The sequence below is a fragment of the Pseudomonas sp. R3-56 genome (assembly GCF_051132075.1).
Lineage (GTDB): Bacteria > Pseudomonadota > Gammaproteobacteria > Pseudomonadales > Pseudomonadaceae > Aquipseudomonas.
The window spans coordinates 1,678,946-1,696,049 of record NZ_CP071657.1 but is presented as its reverse complement, the minus strand read 5'-3'; the positions used below and the strand labels follow the sequence as shown (position 1 = coordinate 1,696,049).

At 60.7% G+C, this 17,104-nt stretch carries 15 protein-coding genes and 4 tRNA genes; 7 read left to right on the top strand and 12 right to left on the bottom strand.

Translation table 11 applies throughout. The features are described from left to right. Positions 1–63: 63 nt before the first annotated feature. On the top strand, positions 64–1,851 hold the full coding sequence (locus J3P96_RS07850) for a bifunctional diguanylate cyclase/phosphodiesterase (protein WP_434629110.1): 1,788 nt from the start codon (positions 64–66) through the stop codon (positions 1,849–1,851). 197 nt (positions 1,852–2,048) lie between these two features. Here J3P96_RS07850 and J3P96_RS07845 read toward each other — a convergent pair whose 3' ends face one another. The 5 genes from J3P96_RS07845 to J3P96_RS07825 all read right to left on the bottom strand — a co-directional run bounded on the left by J3P96_RS07845 (position 2,049) and on the right by J3P96_RS07825 (position 4,725). Then, positions 2,049–2,450: a sel1 repeat family protein gene (locus J3P96_RS07845; protein ID WP_434656411.1), complete on the bottom strand. Its 402-nt coding sequence runs from the start codon at positions 2,448–2,450 to the stop codon at positions 2,049–2,051. After that, a complete protein-coding gene (locus J3P96_RS07840) occupies positions 2,451–2,822 on the bottom strand; it encodes a hypothetical protein (RefSeq protein ID WP_003179080.1) in 372 nt (123 codons plus the stop codon). Further along, positions 2,819–3,157 carry a helix-turn-helix domain-containing protein gene (locus tag J3P96_RS07835; RefSeq protein ID WP_305499486.1) on the bottom strand — a complete coding sequence of 113 codons (339 nt, stop codon included), beginning with the start codon at positions 3,155–3,157 and terminating at the stop codon, positions 2,819–2,821. The genes J3P96_RS07840 and J3P96_RS07835 overlap by 4 nt, the downstream gene beginning before the upstream one ends. A 111-nt stretch (positions 3,158–3,268) precedes the next feature. Further along, positions 3,269–3,724 carry a YkvA family protein gene (locus J3P96_RS07830; RefSeq protein ID WP_434656410.1) on the bottom strand — a complete coding sequence of 152 codons (456 nt, stop codon included), beginning with the start codon at positions 3,722–3,724 and terminating at the stop codon, positions 3,269–3,271. A 287-nt stretch (positions 3,725–4,011) separates the two neighbouring features. Then, positions 4,012–4,725 (bottom strand): FKBP-type peptidyl-prolyl cis-trans isomerase, encoded by a 714-nt coding sequence (locus J3P96_RS07825; RefSeq protein ID WP_305499483.1) that lies wholly within the window; start codon positions 4,723–4,725, stop codon positions 4,012–4,014. Between the two features lie 269 nt (positions 4,726–4,994). On the opposite strand from J3P96_RS07825, the gene J3P96_RS07820 reads away from it, so the two are divergent. Continuing rightward, positions 4,995–6,800 carry a di-heme-cytochrome C peroxidase gene (locus tag J3P96_RS07820; protein ID WP_434656408.1) on the top strand — a complete coding sequence of 602 codons (1,806 nt, stop codon included), beginning with the start codon at positions 4,995–4,997 and terminating at the stop codon, positions 6,798–6,800. 31 nt (positions 6,801–6,831) lie between these two features. Continuing rightward, complete coding sequence (locus tag J3P96_RS07815; RefSeq protein ID WP_434656407.1) at positions 6,832–7,968, top strand: catalase family protein; 1,137 nt, start codon at positions 6,832–6,834, stop codon at positions 7,966–7,968. A 733-nt stretch (positions 7,969–8,701) separates the two neighbouring features. Here the strand turns inward: J3P96_RS07815 and J3P96_RS07810 are convergent. The 4 genes from J3P96_RS07810 to J3P96_RS07795 form a co-directional block, all read right to left on the bottom strand. Then, positions 8,702–8,778 (bottom strand) — tRNA-Asp (locus J3P96_RS07810). A 17-nt stretch (positions 8,779–8,795) separates the two neighbouring features. Next, positions 8,796–8,871, bottom strand: a tRNA-Val gene (locus J3P96_RS07805). A 175-nt stretch (positions 8,872–9,046) separates the two neighbouring features. Further along, positions 9,047–9,123, bottom strand: a tRNA-Asp gene (locus J3P96_RS07800). A gap of 19 nt (positions 9,124–9,142) precedes the next feature. Further along, positions 9,143–9,218, bottom strand: a tRNA-Val gene (locus J3P96_RS07795). A 160-nt stretch (positions 9,219–9,378) separates the two neighbouring features. Between J3P96_RS07795 and rdgC the strand changes: the two genes are divergently transcribed. From rdgC to sugE, 3 genes are all read left to right on the top strand, one after another. Further along, entirely contained in the window at positions 9,379–10,299 is a 921-nt protein-coding gene (gene rdgC, locus J3P96_RS07790; RefSeq protein WP_305499478.1) for a recombination-associated protein RdgC, read from the top strand. Positions 10,300–10,441: 142 nt separating this feature from the next. After that, positions 10,442–11,407, top strand: coding sequence for a bile acid:sodium symporter family protein (locus J3P96_RS07785; protein ID WP_434656405.1), 966 nt, complete (start codon positions 10,442–10,444; stop codon positions 11,405–11,407). Positions 11,408–11,524: 117 nt separating this feature from the next. Next, positions 11,525–11,839, top strand: coding sequence for a quaternary ammonium compound efflux SMR transporter SugE (sugE, locus tag J3P96_RS07780; protein ID WP_305499474.1), 315 nt, complete (start codon positions 11,525–11,527; stop codon positions 11,837–11,839). A gap of 150 nt (positions 11,840–11,989) precedes the next feature. Here the strand turns inward: sugE and J3P96_RS07775 are convergent, their stop codons facing one another. The 3 genes from J3P96_RS07775 to J3P96_RS07765 all read right to left on the bottom strand — a co-directional run bounded on the left by J3P96_RS07775 (position 11,990) and on the right by J3P96_RS07765 (position 16,392). Next, a complete protein-coding gene (locus J3P96_RS07775; protein WP_434656404.1) occupies positions 11,990–13,864 on the bottom strand; it encodes an MFS transporter in 1,875 nt (624 codons plus the stop codon). 81 nt (positions 13,865–13,945) lie between these two features. After that, positions 13,946–15,094, bottom strand: coding sequence for a TDT family transporter (locus J3P96_RS07770; protein ID WP_434656402.1), 1,149 nt, complete (start codon positions 15,092–15,094; stop codon positions 13,946–13,948). 104 nt (positions 15,095–15,198) lie between these two features. Beyond that, on the bottom strand, positions 15,199–16,392 hold the full coding sequence (locus tag J3P96_RS07765; protein ID WP_434656401.1) for an MFS transporter: 1,194 nt from the start codon (positions 16,390–16,392) through the stop codon (positions 15,199–15,201). Positions 16,393–16,494: 102 nt separating this feature from the next. Between J3P96_RS07765 and J3P96_RS07760 the strand changes: the two genes are divergently transcribed. Then, positions 16,495–17,034 carry a TetR/AcrR family transcriptional regulator gene (locus J3P96_RS07760; RefSeq protein WP_434656399.1) on the top strand — a complete coding sequence of 180 codons (540 nt, stop codon included), beginning with the start codon at positions 16,495–16,497 and terminating at the stop codon, positions 17,032–17,034. The last annotated feature ends 70 nt before the right edge of the window (positions 17,035–17,104 follow it).

Sequence of the window (17,104 nt, the reverse complement as noted above, 5' to 3'; positions counted from 1 at the left end):
ACAGGACCGGGCGCACCCCACCAGGGGTTGTGCCCAGTCCTTTTTTTATCGCCAGAGATCGCCATGACCACGACAGAACAGCTGAGTGCCTTGAGCTCAATCCTGAGTCAAAGCGGTTTGCACAGCCTGTTCCAGCCGATCATCTGTCTTTCCGAACGACGCATCCTCGGCTATGAGGCCCTGACCCGCGGCCCGTCGAACAGCCCGCTGCACTCCCCCATCGCGTTATTGTCCGTGGCGCGCCAGGCCGGACGCCTCAGCGAACTGGAGCTGGCCTGCCGACGCAGCGCTTGCCAGCGCTTCAATGAACAGAAGCTGCCGGGAAAACTGTTCCTCAACGTCTCGCCAGAATCGCTGCTCGAATCGGCCCACCAGACCGGCCGCACCCTGCAGCTGTTACAGGACTTCGGCATTCCGCCCAGCCAGGTGGTTATCGAACTGACCGAACAAACGCCTATCGATGACTTCCAGCTGCTGCAAACCGCCCTGCATCACTATCGAGCCATGGGTTTTTCCATTGCCCTGGATGACCTTGGTGCCGGGTATTCAAGCTTGCGGCTGTGGTCCGAATTGCGACCTGACTACGTGAAGATCGACCGGCATTTCATCGATGGCATTCACCAGGACGCACTCAAGCGTGAATTCGTCGGTTCCATTCTCAAGATCGCCCAGGCTTCACGGGCCCAGGTGATCGCCGAAGGGATCGAATTGCCGGAAGAGCTCGCCGTGTTGATCGAAATGGGCGTCGACCTGGTCCAGGGCTACTTGCTCGCCCGGCCCCAGGAGCATCCATCCCAGGACGCCAAGGCATTGATGCCCCGCCAGGACAGCGGCGTGGTGCCGCTGGGCGATGAGGTCAACGACCTCACTGCGCTGCTCAACGAACAACCGGCAGTCGCCCACGACACACCGACGGCAGCGGTACTGGAAGCGTTCCGGCGCCAGGCCAACCTCAATTCCCTGGCGGTGCTGGACGACCGTGACCAACCGTGCGGCATCGTCCATCGCCATTCGCTCTCGGATGCCCTGCTCAAGCCTTTCGCCACCGACCTGTTCGCTCGCAAGCCCATCAGCCGCCTGATGAGCGATGATTTCCTCGCGGTTGAACTGAGCCAGTCACTGCAACAAGTCAGCCGCCTCATCACCAGCCGCGCCCGCCAGCGCATCGAAGAAGACTTCATCATCACCCTCAACGGCGGCTACCTGGGCCTGGGCCGGGTGATCGACGTGCTCAAGCTCATCACCGAACTGAAGATCCAACAGGCGCGCTACGCCAACCCGCTGACTTTGCTGCCAGGCAACGTGCCCATCCAGCAGTGCCTTACACGCCTGCTGCAGCAGCGCCAGGAGTCGGTGATCTGCTACGTCGACATCGACAGTTTCAAACCCTTCAACGACATCTACGGCTACGGTCGCGGTGATGAAGTCCTGCTGTGCCTGGCCCAATGCCTGAACGAACGCATCGATCCCAGCCGCGATTTCGTCGGCCACATCGGCGGCGACGACTTCCTGCTGGTCCTCGGCCCGGACGACTGGCGCAAGCGCCTGACCCAACTGCTGAGCGACTTCCAGAACCACTGCCGCCGCTTCTACCGGCCCGAGCATCTGGAAGCCGGATGTTTTACCGCGTTGAACCGACAGGGCATACGACAGGACTTCGCCTTGCTGTCGTTGTCGATCGGGGTGGTACATCTGCGCGCCGAGGCCTGTGCAGAGCTGGATGCCAGCCAATTGGCGGAAATGGCTTCGCAGGCCAAGCACCATGCCAAGGAGATCGTCGGGGGGAGTTTGTATTTGATTAACGGGCTGGTTGAGCAGGCGCCCGTGGCGGAGCTGGGTTTCTCAGCGTGAGCTTCAGGTGAAAACCCTGTGGGTGATAATCACGCTGTAAGTGGTGATCATCCCGTGGCGAGGGAGCTTGCTCCCGCTGGGCTGCGTAGCAGACCCTCTGGGCAGCGCCTCGGTGTGCCTGCTTGATCGAGCAGACTGGTTTGGGGCGGCTTCGCCGCCCAGCGGGAGCAAGCTCCCTCGCCACGAAAAAAACGATTTCAGGGTTTCTTGCTCTCGAGCGCCTTGAGCTTGATCTCGGCCAGCGGATGCCCGGCCTTCGCGGCCAAGGCCCACCAACGCGCCGCTTCGTCCGGATCCGGCGCCTTGGTGGTAGAGCCTGCCAGGCTGATGACGCCGACCTGGTAGGCGGCCTTGCCGTCACCGGCCAGCGCCGCCAGGCGGAGCAAGCGAATGCCTTCTTCCCGTGCGCCGAGCCCTTGGCCGCGAAACGTCAGGATATGCCCGTAGAAGCTCTGGGCGCCGACGTCGCCCAGGTTCGCCATGCGCGCAAACTGGCCTTCAAGCCAGGCCCAGCCGCGGGGCTGCCGAACCAGCCATGACCAACGGAACAATCGGCGCGCCAGCCAATAACCGGCCCGGGCCTTGATCCGCCAGAGCACTCAGGCCTCCGCCGATTCGGGATACTCGTATTCGAACACCCGGACCACTTCCGACGCATGCCAGGATGCAGCGGCGACGCCGTCGGAGGGGCCGGAAAAGCGCCCGAGGCGTTCAACACATTCGAAAAAACCAGTGCGTGGCAGGCGACTGGCCCCTTGGCTGATGACCAACGAACTGCGCAATGGCTGTTCGGCCCGGGCGTCCAGCGCCGCCAGGTGTTCGAGTGCGGCGGTCAATGTCTGCATGGCCGGGCTGGGCAGCTGCAAGCGCTCCAGCAAGGCGCGGTACGTCAATAAATGGCGCTGGCGACGCGCCTGGTCCAACTCACCCAACAACCCGTCCCAATGTTGCCGACTGATGCGTACACTCACGATTCATCCCTCCAACCCGGCACCGTCAGTTCCCAGGCCAGACTGCGCTTGATCGCGGCATCGGGCTGACGCTCGCCGCTTTCGATCATGGCCAGATAAGACGGGCTGATGCCTACCGTGCGGGCCAGCGCCTCGATGGCGATGCCCTTCCCTTCGCGCAAACTGCGTAGTTGATCCAGGCCAGGGAGAACCTGGCCGGGTGCCGCCGCATGGCGGACCGTGGCTTCCTGCGGTGCTTGATTGATGCCGGCTGCCTTCAGCAGCGCCTGGTACTGATCCCACGGCAAAACCGCGTACTCGGGCTCTCCGTCGCGCGTGATTATTTGAATATCCATGATTACCCCGTAGGACAACAACACTTAGCAAGTAAGCTTTTTCTTGGAAGTGTAATCCTAATAGCAGCCAAGGTCGCGGGGCGATGAAATCTCGCAGGGAAACGGGCCAGGTCAGCTTTTCTTCGGCCCTTGCAGCTGGAGTTGTTCCGGGGTGTCGGGAAGCCTTTCAACCCGCGCGAGCTTCTCCGGCGACTGCTGTCCGCGCCAGGCACGGAAGGCACCCAGCTCGTCGTCGAGGGTTTTCATGATCCAGGCCAGCACCGCGATGTCGTCGAACATGCCTAGCATGGGCAGCAAGTCCGGGATCGCATCCAGCGGGCTGAGGAAATACATGAGGCCCGCCACCACCGAGAGCATCGATTTGGCACTCACGGCGCGGTATTCGCCCCGCCAGTAAGCCAGGCACAGAGCCTGCAGCAGACGCAGGTCCTCCTTGAGCTTGCCGAGGCGACCGCCCTCCCGGGCGCCCTTGCTGGCAACGGCGAACAGCAGCGTGGGCAGTCTGCCGCGGGCCAGGAGCCGTCCCGCCAGGGGAAGAAATCGCGCGAAATTCCACGGGGTCTTCATTTTTTCTCCCACTGAAATGTTATCCACACAAATTGTGGATAACCTTGTGAACAGAGCTGCATTTCAACGCTGCGCCCCCCGTTTCATAAGGGCCGGGCTTAGATCGGGCGTTTTTTACTCACATAAATAAACGGCAACCACCTACCCGACGGGTCGACCGCATCCAGCACAGCGCTGTACTGCCTATGACTGTAGCTTGCCCTGCGCGTTCGGTTTTTTTGCCTCGTCGAATGCCAGATACAAAAACGCCCCGCATGAGCGAGGCGTTTTTATCAAGACAGGCGCAATTACTTGGCTGCGCCTTCTTTTGCCGGATCCTTGATTGCCAGCAGTTCCAGGTCGAATACCAGGACCGAGTTGGCAGGGATCGCCGGGCTCGGGCTCTGGGCGCCGTAGGCCAGGTCGCTCGGGATGTACAGCTTGTACTTCTCGCCGACGTGCATCAATTGCAGGCCTTCGACCCAACCCGGGATCACACCGCTGACCGGCAGGTCAATCGGGCTGCCACGCTCCACGGAGCTGTCGAACACAGTGCCGTTGGTCAGCTTGCCGGTGTAGTGAACGGTCACCACGTCGGTCGGCTTAGGCTGCGCGCCGCTGGCCTTCTTGACCACTTCGTACTGCAGGCCGGAAGCGGTGGTGGTAACGCCGGCCTTCTTGCCGTTTTCCTCAAGGAATTTCTTGCCGGCGGCTGCCGACTCTTCACTCATCTTGGCCATGCGCTCTTCGGCACGTTTTTGCAGTGCGGCAAAGGCTTCGACCAGTTCTTCGTCTTTCAGCTTCTGTTCTTTCTTGCCGACGGCATCTTCGATGCCCTGGGCGACTGCTTTGGAGTCCAGGTCATCCATACCTTCCTGAGCCAGGCTTTTGCCCATGTTCAGGCCAATACCGTAGGAAGCTTTCTGCGCCGGGGTTTTCAGCTCTACGCTGGTCTGCGAGTCACAACCCGCGAGTACCAGGCCAACCAGGGCTACCGCCGCCGCCAACCGATGCTGTTTCATGCTATTTCCTTGTTCATGCGCCTAAAGGGCAATCGAGTAAAGCCGCGAGCTTATCAGGCGGCCACGACCAATGGCTACCGGCATGTGAGCCACAAAGCGATGATAAGTTCAGGTCGGCAAACGCTTTTTGATCCTCGGCAGATGAAGCATCTGTCATCTGTTTCATACACGGCCAGATCGGCCGCTACTCGTAGCGCGGGGTAATGGCCACTTGCCGGCCAAGCGGCGCTGAGGCATAAGGGCATATTAAAAAAACAAGGACGTAAACCGTGCGCCTCCTCTCTCGCTTTTTATTGCTGATCCTCGCACTGGTCATCGTGGTCGTGGCCGTGGTGCTTTATTACGTGGCCAACCCGCGCCTGCCGGCCTACACGCCTGTCCAACAGGTGCACTACCTGGACCAATGGAGCGCCGCCGAGCGACAGACTTACTATTTCACGCCTCAGGGCACTCAGGTCAAAGGCCTGCGTTACGAGTGGTTCACCGCGCTTGAATTGCCGTTCTCGCAACAGCGCTTCGCTTCGCCGGAATACCTGGCGCGCTTCGGTTTTCTGGTCGATCCGGCGCAGAAAGCCACGCCACTGAACCCCGGCAACTTACCGGTGGGCTTCACCCGACACCAGAACGCCGACAGTAACGAGCAATACCTCGACATCACCTGCGCCGCCTGCCACACCGGCGAATTGCATTTCAAGGGCCAGGCGATCCGGATCGATGGCGGCTCGGCCCAACACGTATTGCCATCGACTGTTCCGACATTGCGCGGCGGCAGTTTCGGACAGGCACTGGTGGCAAGTCTCGCCTCGACTTACTACAACCCATGGAAATTCGAACGCTTCGCCCGTCAGGTGCTGGGCAATGACTATGACGCTCGCCATGAAGAGTTGCGCAAGGCCTTCAAGGTTTCCCTGGATGCGTTCCTGCGCACCGCCTGGAACGACACCCATCGCGGTCTCTATCCCACCGAGGAAGGCCCGGGCCGTACCGACGCCTTTGGCCGTATCGCCAATGCCAGCTTTGGCGATGCCATTTCGGCGGAAAACTACCGGGTCGCCAACGCACCGGTGGATTACCCACAGTTGTGGGAAATGTGGACGTTCGACTGGGTACAGTGGAACGGTTCGGCGCAGCAGCCGATGGCCCGCAACGTCGGCGAGGCGCTGGGGGTTGGCGCCACGTTGAGTTTCTTCGATGCGCAGGGCAAGCCGCTGCAAGGCGATGCGCGCTATCCTTCCAGCGTGCGGGTGCGCGACCTGAACAAGATCGAAGAGACCTTGCAACTGCTCAAGCCACCCGTATGGCCGGAAGCGTTGCTGGGTTCGATTGACAAGCCCCTGGCGGCAAAGGGCAAGGCGTTGTTCGAAGAAAACTGCGCCGGCTGCCATGTGCCCAAAGTCGTCCAGGGCCCTGACCGGCCGGTGCAACAGTTGCATATGCTGCCAGTGAAGGTGATCGGCACGGACCCGGGCACCGCGAACAATATTGCCGATCACCGTTTCAACCTGACCAGCCTGCAATGGGACCCGGCCGAACTGGCGAAGCTGGAAGTGCAACTGCACCCTGCCCCGACAGAGCCGCTGGACCTCAGCCAGATCTCGGTCGCCAAGGGGCTGGCCTACGTCACCGCATTCGTCGAAAACCGCGCTTACCGGGATGCCGGCGTCACGCCGGTGGAACGTCCGGCGCTGGACGGTTTCGGGCTGCCCATCGGCGTCCGTGAATTACGCGCCTACAAGGCCCGGCCATTGGCCGGCGTGTGGGCAACACCGCCGTTCCTGCATAACGGCTCGGTGCCGACGATCTATGAGTTGCTGTCGCCGCAGGCCGAGCGGGCGACCACCTTCTATAAGGGCAGCTTCGAATACGACCCGCGGCACCTGGGCTATCGCACCGAAGCGTTTGCCAATGCCTTCCTGTTCGACACCCGCATCACTGGCAACCGTAACAGCGGCCATGAATTCCGCGCCGGCGAACGGGGCAATGGGGTCATTGGCCGTTTGCTGCAACCGCAGGAGCGCTGGGCGTTGCTGGAGTATTTGAAGGTGCTGGGCGGACCGCTGGAGTCGCAACTGTGATGATCAATCATTCAGGTAAAAGGATTGCACCATGCTCATAAAGCTCTGGCTGCGCCTCGGCGCCTTTCTGGGCAAGACGCTCCTCTGGCTGCTGGGCATCGGCCTGCTCGGCTGGGCCCTGGCCACGGCCTGGTTCGCCTGGCAACACAGTGGGCCGGTCCCGGACAGGGAGCAGATACCGCCCGGTGAAAGCGCCATGACCCAGGACATCATCCAGACCGCCATCCGCATCGTCGACCAGCACCGCGAAGGCACGCGCTACCTGCGCGATGCCCATGCCAAGGCCCACGGCTGCGTGATGGCCGAAGTCCAGGTGCCCGGCGATCTGCCGGCACCGTTGCGCCAGGGCGTATTCGCCGAACCGGGCAAGACCTGGCAGGCGACGATCCGCCTGTCCAACGGCAACGCCTATCCACAGTTCGACAGCCTGCGCGATGCACGTGGCATGGCCATCAAGCTGCTGGATGTTCCTGGCAAGCAATTGCTCGCTGACCGGCAATCGCAGGGCGAGCAGGACTTCGTGATGTTCAATCATCCGAACTTCTTTGTCAGCGATGTCGCCGAATACCGTCAGAACGTGGCGGCCCAGGCTGACGGAAAAAAGGCGATGGCTTTCTTTCCGAGCCTGGATCCACGCAGTTGGCAGATCCGTCATCTGTTCATCGCCCTGGCGACACTCTCCCCGCCTCCGGCGAGCCCGACCCAGACCACTTATTTCTCGGTATCGCCGTACAAGTTCGGCGCGGCCAATGCCAAGTTTCGCGTCGCGCCGGATCCGGACAGCTGCCCAGCCTACACCCTGCCCAAGCAGAACCAGGACCTGCCGAATTTCTTGCGCAGCGCACTGACTCAGCAGTTATCCACAGACCGCGTGCCAGCCTGTTTTGTGCTGCAGATCCAGCGTCAGGACCCGGGCAAATACATGCCGATCGAAGACACCAGTATCGAGTGGCAGGAAAGCGATGCGCCATTCGAGACGGTGGCGCGAATCAAGGTGCCGGCCCAGGATTTCGATACGCCCAAGCTGAACCTGGCTTGCGACAACCTGTCGTTCAACCCGTGGTTTGGGCTCGAGGCGCATAAGCCTATTGGCGGTATCAACCGTTTGCGTAAAGCGGTGTATGAGGCGGTCAGCGATTATCGTCATAGTCGGAATGCTGAGCAGTAGGTGGTGGTGGGTGTGGTGTGGTGTGGTGTGGTGTGGTGTGGTGTGTATATCCGTTTCTGCGGAAACGACTGCTTATGGTTTCGCCCTTACGGCGAGTCACTTTCAAAAAGCGTGAAAGTAACCAAAGCGCTTTTGCCCCACCACTCGGTGCCTCGCTAAGGCTCGGCATGCCCGCACTCCGGCATTGCTCCGTGGGCCCGCCGCGAAGGGCCGTCCCTGGCCCAGCGCGGCTATCCCGGCATCCATGCCGGGATGCCCACTCCACAATGCCTGCGTTCGGCCATCGTGGTTAACGGGGCGCCGAAATCAACGTCCACCGCGAGGCGGCCTTCGAGCCGACCTGGTTTTGGTTGACCGTGTTCATCCTGTGGGAGCGAGCCTGCTCGCGAAAGCGGTGTCATGGTCGAATGAAGACGCTGGATGTGCCGGCCTCTTCGCGAGCAGGCTCGCTCCCACAGTTGGATCGGAGTACGACCGGGAGAGCCAGGTCGGCTTTAAGGCCGCCTCGCGGTGGACAGTGGTGGGGCAAAAGCGTTTTGCTTACTTTTACGCTTCATAAAAGTGAGTCGCTGTAAAAGCGAAACCGCCAGCGGCCATTACCGCAGAAACGGATATACACACCACACTGAGAAAGACAGATATCGAAAGCAAAAAAAACGGCGCCTTCCCTCTCTTAAAGGAAAAGCGCCGCTTCTGGCGGGTACCTGGCGTTCAGCGTTCCAGATACCAAATATGGCGCAGCGGACGGGACTCGAACCCGCGACCCCCGGCGTGACAGGCCGGTATTCTAACCGACTGAACTACCGCTGCGCGTAACATTGAAAGTTTGGTGGGTGATGACGGGATCGAACCGCCGACATTCTGCTTGTAAGGCAGACGCTCTCCCGGCTGAGCTAATCACCCTGCACTTTCGATGCGGGGCGCATTCTCTCACAGTTTTTTATAACGTGCTGATTTAATTGATAAATCCAGCAAAAAATGTGATTCACGCGCACCACAGAAACTCCAGACAGCAAAAAGCCCGCGTTAGCGGGCTTTCTGTGGCGACCTGGCGTTCAGTGTTCCAGGTTACCGAATATGGCGCAGCGGACGGGACTCGAACCCGCGACCCCCGGCGTGACAGGCCGGTATTCTAACCGACTGAACTACCGCTGCGCATAACACTTGAAGCGAATGGTGGGTGATGACGGGATCGAACCGCCGACATTCTGCTTGTAAGGCAGACGCTCTCCCGGCTGAGCTAATCACCCTTCGCTTTCGGTGTGGCGCGCATTCTACGGAGCACTTCCTAAGCTGGCAAGCACTTTTTAATTTAATTTTTTCAGGCCTTCCAAAGGCTTAGCGAAGGGTTGGCCTATGGCGCCGCGAAGAGAATAATGCCCCCCTTTGTATAAAGGAGAGACTCACCCCATGTGGTTCAAGAACCTGCTTATCTATCGCCTGACCCAAGATCTGCCTGTTGATGCCGAGGCGTTGGAAACTGCACTGGCGAGCAAACTGGCACGCCCCTGTGCAAGCCAGGAGTTGACCACTTACGGTTTCGTCGCGCCATTTGGCAAAGGTGAAGACGCGCCCCTGGTGCATGTCAGCCAGGACTTTTTGCTGATTGCCGCACGCAAGGAAGAACGCATCCTGCCGGGCAGCGTCGTCCGTGACGCGGTCAAGGAAAAGGTCGAAGAGATCGAAGCCGAGCAGATGCGCAAGGTCTATAAAAAGGAACGGGACCAGATCAAGGATGAAATCATCCAGGCCTTCCTGCCTCGCGCCTTCATTCGCCGTTCCTCCACGTTCGCCGCGATCGCGCCGAAACAGGGCCTGATCCTGGTCAACTCGGCCAGCCCGAAACGCGCCGAAGACCTGCTTTCGACCCTGCGCGAAGTCATCGGCACGCTGCCGGTGCGCCCGCTGACAGTGAAGACGGCCCCGACCGCGATCATGACCGACTGGGTCAAGACCCAGAAAGCCGCAGACGATTTCTTCGTGCTGGACGAATGCGAACTGCGCGATACCCATGAAGATGGCGGCATCGTCCGTTGCAAGCGCCAGGACCTGACCAGCGACGAAATCCAGCTGCACCTGAACACCGGCAAGGTGGTGACGCAACTGTCGCTGGCCTGGCAGGACAAGTTGTCCTTCGTCCTCGACGACAAGATGGTGGTCAAGCGCCTGAAGTTCGAAGACCTGCTGCAAGACCAGGCGGAACAGGACGGCGGCGACGAAGCCCTCGGCCAACTGGACGCCAGCTTCACCCTGATGATGCTGACGTTCGGCGAGTTCCTGCCGGCGCTGGTTGAAGCGCTGGGTGGTGAAGAGATTCCGCAAGGGATCTAAAAGTAGCGGATAGCCCTTGTGGGAGCGAGCCTGCTCGCGAAAGTGGTATGACAGCCACAGCGATGCTGACTGACACCCCGCTTTCGCGAGCAGGCTCGCTCCCACACGGGTATTCGGTGTTTTTTATAACAAGGATCAGATCATGCGTGCACTGGCTGCATTGAGCCGCTTCGTCGGCAATACGTTCGCTTACTGGGTGTTGCTGTTCGCCGTCGTGGCGTTCTTTCTGCCGACCTGGTTCATCGGCCTCAAAAGCGCCATTGTGCCGCTGCTGGGCCTGGTGATGTTCGGCATGGGCCTGGCACTGAAGCTGGAAGACTTTGCCGAAGTGGCTCGTCGCCCTGGACGGGTGGCCCTGGGGGTGATTGCCCAGTTCGTGATCATGCCGGGGACAGCATGGCTGCTTTGCCAGGTATTCAGCCTGCCGCCGGAAATCGCCGTCGGCGTGATTCTGGTGGGTTGCTGCCCGAGCGGCACGTCCTCCAACGTGATGACCTGGCTCGCCCGCGGCGACCTGGCCTTGGCCGTAGCGATATCCGCCATCACCACCCTGCTTGCCCCGCTGCTGACCCCGACGCTGATATGGCTGCTGGCCTCGGCCTGGCTGCCGGTGTCGTTCTCGGCATTGTTCTGGTCGATACTGCAAATTGTGTTGCTGCCCATCGCACTGGGTATTGTTGCCCAACGTTTGTTGGGTGCGCGGGTCCGTCATGCCGTAGAGGTGCTGCCGCTGGTATCGGTGGTCAGTATCGTGATCATCGTTGCGGCGGTGGTTGCAGCCAGCCAAGCGAAGATCGCTGAGTCCGGCCTGCTGATCATGGCGATCGTGATCCTGCATAACAGCTTCGGCTACCTGCTGGGGTATTTCACCGGTCGGCTTTTCGGGTTGCCGTTGGCCCAACGCAAGACGTTGTCGCTGGAAGTCGGCATGCAGAACTCGGGCCTCGGTGCGGCATTGGCCAGCGCACACTTTTCGCCGCTGGCGGCAGTGCCCAGCGCGCTGTTCAGCGTCTGGCACAACATTTCCGGCGCCCTGCTCTCGACCTGGTTCCGGCGCATGAGCGAAAAACAGGACCGCGAAGAGCTCGCCCGACAAACCGTGGACTGACCGGCGGACTTGACCGAATAGTCAGCATTGGGCACTCTTGCGCCCAATGCGGGGACGACCCCGCAACGCCATGAAGTTTTTATCCGGGGACGACCCCATCCATCGATGAGGTGTGTGATGTCCTGGATCATTCTGTTTTTCGCCGGCCTGTTCGAAGTCGGCTGGGCTGTCGGCCTGAAGTACACCGACGGCTTCAGCCGCCCGCTCCCTACCGCACTGACAATCGCCGCCATGGCGATCAGCCTCGGCCTGCTCGGCCTGGCGATGAAGGAGTTGCCGCTGGGCACTGCCTATGCCATCTGGACCGGGGTCGGTGCCGTCGGCACGGTGATCGCCGGGATCATCCTGTTTGGCGAGTCGATGGCGCTGATTCGCCTGGCCAGCGTTGCGCTGATCATAGCCGGGCTGGTCGGGCTCAAGGTCAGCGCTTAAGCCACTACACCTTCGCGAGCAGGCTCGCTCCCACATTAGATCAAATGCCTTTGTGGGAGCGAGCTTGCTCGCGATTGCGGTCTGTCAGCAACATTAATGTCGACAGGTATATGGCCATCGCGAGCAAGCTCGCTCCCACAGGTTTTTGGTTTATCTGACCGCCCCGCGCAACTCCCCGACCAGTGCCTGCAACTTAGCCGGCTCCGCCGCCTCGACCGCCACCGCCGTCCCCGCCACCAGCGTTACTCGCGACCAGAACCGCCGAAACAGCCCCTTGCTCGGATCGCGGCTGAAAAAGCTGCCCCACAAACCCTGCAATGCCAAGGGAATCACCGGCACCGGGGTTTCCTGCAGGATGCGCGTCAGCCCGCTCCTGAACTCGTTGATCTCACCGTCGGCGGTCAACTTTCCTTCAGGGAAGATGCACACCAGCTCACCGTCCTTCAAGTACTGGGCGATGCGGCTGAAGGCTTTTTCATAGATGTGGATATCCTCCTGGCGCCCGGCAATCGGAATGGTCCCGGCGGTGCGGAAGATGAAGTTCAGGATCGGCAGGTTGTAGATCTTGTAGTACATCACAAAACGAATCGGCCGACGCACCGCGCCACCAATCAGCAAGGCATCGACAAACGATACGTGATTGCACACCAGCAACGCTGCGCCCTCATCCGGGATCGCTTGCAGGTTGCGATGCTCCACGCGGTACATGGAATGGCTGAGCAGCCAGATCATGAAACGCATGCTGAACTCGGGGACGATCTTGAAAATGTAGGCGTTGACGCCGATGTTCAGCAGCGACACCACCAGGAACAGCTGCGGGATCGACAGCTTGGCCAGGCTCAGCAGGACGATGGAAACGACCGCCGAGACCACCATGAACAAGGCGTTGAGAATGTTGTTGGCGGCGATCACTCGTGCCCGCTCGTTTTCAACGGTGCGCGACTGGATCAATGCATACAGCGGCACGATGTAGAAACCGCCAAAGATACCCAGCCCGAGGATATCGATCAGCACCAGCCAGGCGTGGCCGAAACCCAGAATTTGCAGCCAGCCATGGCCGTCGACGCTGGCGGGGATTCCACCGGAATGCCACCACAACAGCAAGCCGAACACCGTCAGCCCGAACGAACCGAACGGCACCAGGCCGATCTCCACTTTGCGCCCCGAGAGCCTTTCGCAGAGCATCGAGCCCAGGGCGATCCCCACCGAAAACACCGTCAGGATCAGCGTTACGACGGTTTCGTCGCCGTGCATCCATTCCTTGGCATAGGCCGGGATCTGGGTGAGATAGATCGCGCCGACAAACCAGAACCAGGAATTGCCGACAATCGAGCGGGACACCGCCGGGGTCTGCCCGAGGCCCAGCTTCAGGGTCGCCCAGGACTGGCTGAAGATGTTCCAATTCAAGCGCATCTGCGGCGAGGCTGCCGCCGCCCGTGGGATGCCGCGGCTGGCCAGGTAACCGGCCACGGCAATGCCGACAATCGCCACCGAGACCACGGGCGCGTAATTGGCCGAGGACATCATCATCCCGGCGCCGATGGTACCGGCGAGGATCGCCAGGAACGTCCCCATCTCCACCAGGCCGTTGCCGCCGACCAGCTCATCCTCACGCAGGGCTTGCGGCAGGATCGAATATTTCACCGGCCCGAACAGCGCCGAGTGCGTGCCCATGGCGAACAGCGCCACCAGCATCAGCCACAGATGATCGAACAGGAAACCCACCGCGCCGACCGCCATGATCGCAATTTCGCCAAGCTTGATCAGGCGAATCAACGCATCCTTGGCGAATTTTTCGCCGAACTGGCCCGCCAGCGCCGAGAACAGGAAGAACGGCAGGATGAACAGCAGCGCGCAGAGATTGACCCAGATCGAGCGATCACCCTCGATGGTCAATTTATAGAGGATGGCGAGGATCAGCGACTGCTTGAAGATATTGTCGTTGAACGCGCCGAGGGACTGCGTGATGAAGAACGGCAGGAAACGCCGCGTGCGAAGCAAGGTGAACTGCGAGGGGTGACTCATCTTCCATGTTCCTGAGTGGCTTGGACGCTTATTGGAATGACGCTTTTTCGATCCAGGCCACACATTACCTGTCTTTGACGATTATTTCCCCAGCCCCGCAATACAAGGCGACACGAACAACTCACCGTGCCAGGCGCCCAGCACCGTGCGCCGAACGACGATCAGCCACATCACCGCCAGCATCACCACCAATGCGCAACCCAGCAGGTTGAAAAATACCAGCCCCAGCACGCTCGCCAGTTTCAGCGTGGTCAGTGCGTACACGCCCAAGGGAAAGGTGAAACCCCACCAGCCGAGATTGAACGGGATGCCTTCGCGCAGATAGCGCCCGGTGATCAACAGCGCCATCAACATCCACCACAAACCCAAGCCCCACAGGGTGATGCCGGCCACCAGCCCCAGCCCCGAGGCAACCTCGCCCACGCCTGGCAAGCCATTGGCAGCGAAAATCATCGGGGCCTCGCCTCCCAGCAGCAACATGCCCAGGGCGCCCGTGCCGATGGGGCCCAGGACCAGCCAGCTCGAAGCGGCCATGTTTTCATGCGGCAGTTTGTGCAGGGCCATGCGCAGCAGCAGGATGGTCAGAATGCTGAACGCCACCGGTAGCGAAAATGCCCACAACACATAGCTAGTGACCAACGTGACCAGTTGCGCATGGGCGTCGCCAAGGTGTGGCGCCAACAGCCCGCCACTGGCAGCGGCAACCTCGGCGGCCACCACGGGCAGCAGCCACACGGCGGTCATCTGGTCGATGCGGTGCTCCTGGCGGGTGAACATCAGGAACGGAATCAGCACGCCGCAGGCCAGCGACATCGCGACATCGATCCACCACAACACTTCTGCCACCGCTACCACGCCATCCCCCCAGCGCGGCAACCCGAACACCAGAAAGCCGTTGATGATCGTCGCCAGGCCCATGGGAATGGTGCCGAAAAACATCGAGACCGTTGAATGGCCGAAAATTCGCCGGGCCTCGTTGAAAAAAAGCACCCAGCGAGCGCTGTACAACCCGGTGAACAGTGCAAACAGGAGAATGTTGAACAACCACAGCCCTTCAGCAAATGCGTGCAATCCGGGATTGCCGCCTGGCACTTGCGCCAGGGCCAATGCCAGCACGCCAGTCCCCATGGTGGCGGCGAACCAGTTCGGGGTGAATTGTCGGACGACCTCCAGGGGTCCGGCCAAGTGGCTCAGCGGGCGTAAACGGTTTTTCGCAGCGCAGCAAGTCATGGTCAATCCTCGTTATCGGATGAGGTAAAGCCATGCTAGAACTGAAAAGAATATCTATATAACGGGTAATTTCTCTATATCTATTCTGTTTTACAGATAAGCGCTCACGACCCCACCCCCTCCGCCAGCGGTTTTGCAGGCTGGCGCAGCAAGCCCGCCAGCGCACCGACTGCCATCACAATCAGCACGACGCCGTAGCCATCGGTGGTCGGAATCAGCCCGAAAATACGCGTGAGGTTTCCCGCCAACAACGAAGGCAGGCTGAAGGCCAGGTAACTGAGCACGTAGAACGCCGACATCAGGCCGGCCCGTTCGTGGGGCAAGGCCAGCGGCATGATGCTGCGCAGGGCGCCGAGGAATCCCGCGCCAAAACCGCTGCCAGTGATCAAGGTGCCAATGAAAAACCACGGCAGGCTGGCCGTGTGTACGGCGGTCAATACCAGGCCCAGGCCGAGCACCAATAGGCTGGCGCCAAGCCGCAGCATCGTTCTTGCCGCCCGGTTACGCAGCGTGTAGATCGACAAGGCACCACTGAGGGTGAGCACAGCCACCAGCGCGCCGCCAATCAGGTTTGATGTCGAACCGGTCGCGGCCCGCACCAGTGATGGCGCGAGGGACAAATAGAATCCGCCGACCGCCCAAGCCGCCAGGTCCAGAGGCAATATCAGCCACAAGGCGCGCCGGGCCTGGACAGGTACATGCAAAGTCGGGCGCAACGATCGCCACGCCCCGGGCTGCGGTCTGACGCTTTCCGCCAGGCGCCACAGGTAAATCGCCTGGAAGAGAAACAATGCCAGCAGCAGCCAATACGTCAATTGCAGCGGCATCGGCGCGAACTCAGCCAGCAGGCCGCAGCCCATCGCGCCACACGCCATGCCGAGCAATGGCGCCACGCTGGTGATCAGCGGCCCCTGCTGACGATCGAAGTCCAGCAACGCCGCTCCCAATACACTGGTGGCCATTCCGGTGGCAAAACCTTGAATCAAACGCGCACCGATCAACCAGGCGACGCTGTCGGCGTTGATAAACAGCAGCATCGCCAGCATGTTGAGCAGCAATGCCGCAAAGATCACCGGCTTGCGACCGAGGTAATCCGACAGCGAACCGACGACCAGCAAAGCCGCCAGCAGACTGAACGCGTACACGCCGAAGATCAGTGTCAGGATCGCCGGGGAAAACTGCATATGTTCCTGGTAGAGGTGATACAACGGCGTCGGCGCGCTGGACGCCGCCAGGAAGCCGAGCAAGGTGAGCGCCAGAAATATCAGGCTGGCGCGGGTCGAAGCTGGACGAGACATGGGCACGCTCCACAAGGCATTCACAAAAGCTAATTTTTTGCTTTTACGGAGTGTGCTACTGGCATGCGCTTAAAGCAAATTCTTTGTGTTAAGGTCCGATTCATGGCTATTAAAGAAGGTTTACGCCCCGGCGGCAGAAGCGCCCGGGTCCAGGAGTCAATTCATTCGGCCGTTCGCGCGTTATTGCAGGAGCAGGATCGCGCCAGCCTGACCGTGCCGCAAATCGCCGCGCGTGCCGGGGTGACGCCGTCCACCATTTATCGGCGCTGGGGCGATCTGCAAGCGTTGCTGGCGGATGTCGCCATCGCACGCATGCGCCCGGACGGCGAGCCGGCCAATACCGGCAGCCTGCGCGGCGACTTGCGTGCCTGGGCTGAGCAGTACCTGGATGAAATGAGTTCCGAGCCCGGCCGCAACATGATGCGCGACATCCAGGCCTGCGCCACGCCGGGTTATTGCGTGGGCATTATCAGCGGTCAGTTGCAGATCATCCTGGACCGCTATCCCGATGAGCCGAATCCGGGCATCGAGCGGCTGGTGAATGTGATCGTGGCGCCGACGGTGTTTCGTATCCTGTTTGCCACTGCACCGCTGGATGTCGAGGAGTTGTATCGGTTGGTTGACATAGCGTTGGGTCAGTAAAGCCGCTTTCGCGAGCAGGCTCGCTCCCACCTGGGATTTCCAGCGGGCACGCGATCTGTGTGCCCCGCAG